Source organism: Escherichia sp. Lx600-2 (assembly GCF_036662595.1).
In the GTDB taxonomy this organism is placed as follows: domain Bacteria; phylum Pseudomonadota; class Gammaproteobacteria; order Enterobacterales; family Enterobacteriaceae; genus Escherichia; species Escherichia coli.
Genome location: NZ_JAYQWM010000243.1, coordinates 1 through 881, shown reverse-complemented (window position 1 = coordinate 881; position 881 = coordinate 1). Strand labels below are relative to the sequence as shown.

The 881-nt window shown below is 50.3% G+C and carries 1 protein-coding gene; it reads right to left on the bottom strand.

From position 1 onward, the window contains the following. A partial coding sequence (locus OQV04_RS24790; protein WP_332643249.1) for a type VI secretion system Vgr family protein occupies positions 1–881 on the bottom strand: 881 nt, incomplete at both ends.

Here is an 881-nt window from a genome sequence, read left to right as displayed (position 1 = left end):
ACGTGGTCGGGGTGGCGGGAATCATGCAGTGCGTGGGCGATGTAAGGGCGGTCTGGGTCGCCCTCATGGAAGGCGATGGCGACTTCTGTCCCTTGAATCAGCGGGAAATGCATCCCATACGTATCGCCGGCGTAAGGTTTCGCCAAACGTACGGGCATACTTTCATAACCCTTGGCTTTATCATCACGATCCGCATCGAATTTCACCCAATAAAAGCCGTGTTCATTTTGGTGGGCATAAATATCGTGGTTTTTTGCGCTGGTGACGCGTGCCATTAATGTTCCGGCAATGACAGGGCGCGGTTTGAGTGCAGGACGCCAGCACAGTGATTCCGTATAAGGCACGGCGTCGAAACGGACGGTCAGCGCTTTATCTCGGCTGGCGGTAAAGCGTAATCGCGTAATTAAAATCGGTGATTTAAAGACGGCCGGTAAGGTCGAAATGAGTGGGTTATCTTGAATATTTAATACCAATAATGGCGTCAGGTCTGCCGCGCTACTTTGCCCGCGTAGCAAGGTTTGTCTCGCTAAAAAGCGCTCGTGATCGAGTCTTGCCCAGAAGTTAGCGGTTTCAGTTTCAGGGCGAATTTTATCTCCACGGGTGAGGTGGCGGCCTTTATAGTGATAAACATCGCCGTAATTGATTTTTTCCCCATCACCGCGAGTCATGTCTGCGACAGCGGAAATCAACGTATCTTCCGCCAGTCGGTGGTTATAGTCTTTGGCAAAAACAGTGCTTTCAACCACTTGATGACGTAAAGATAATCCCCAAACACTGTCGACATGGTTATCGCTCAGCCCAGATGGGCTATTTAATGGCAGCGTTTTGTCATACACATAACCGCGTTGGCTGTCAGTAAAATGCAGGACTTCGGTTTGGGT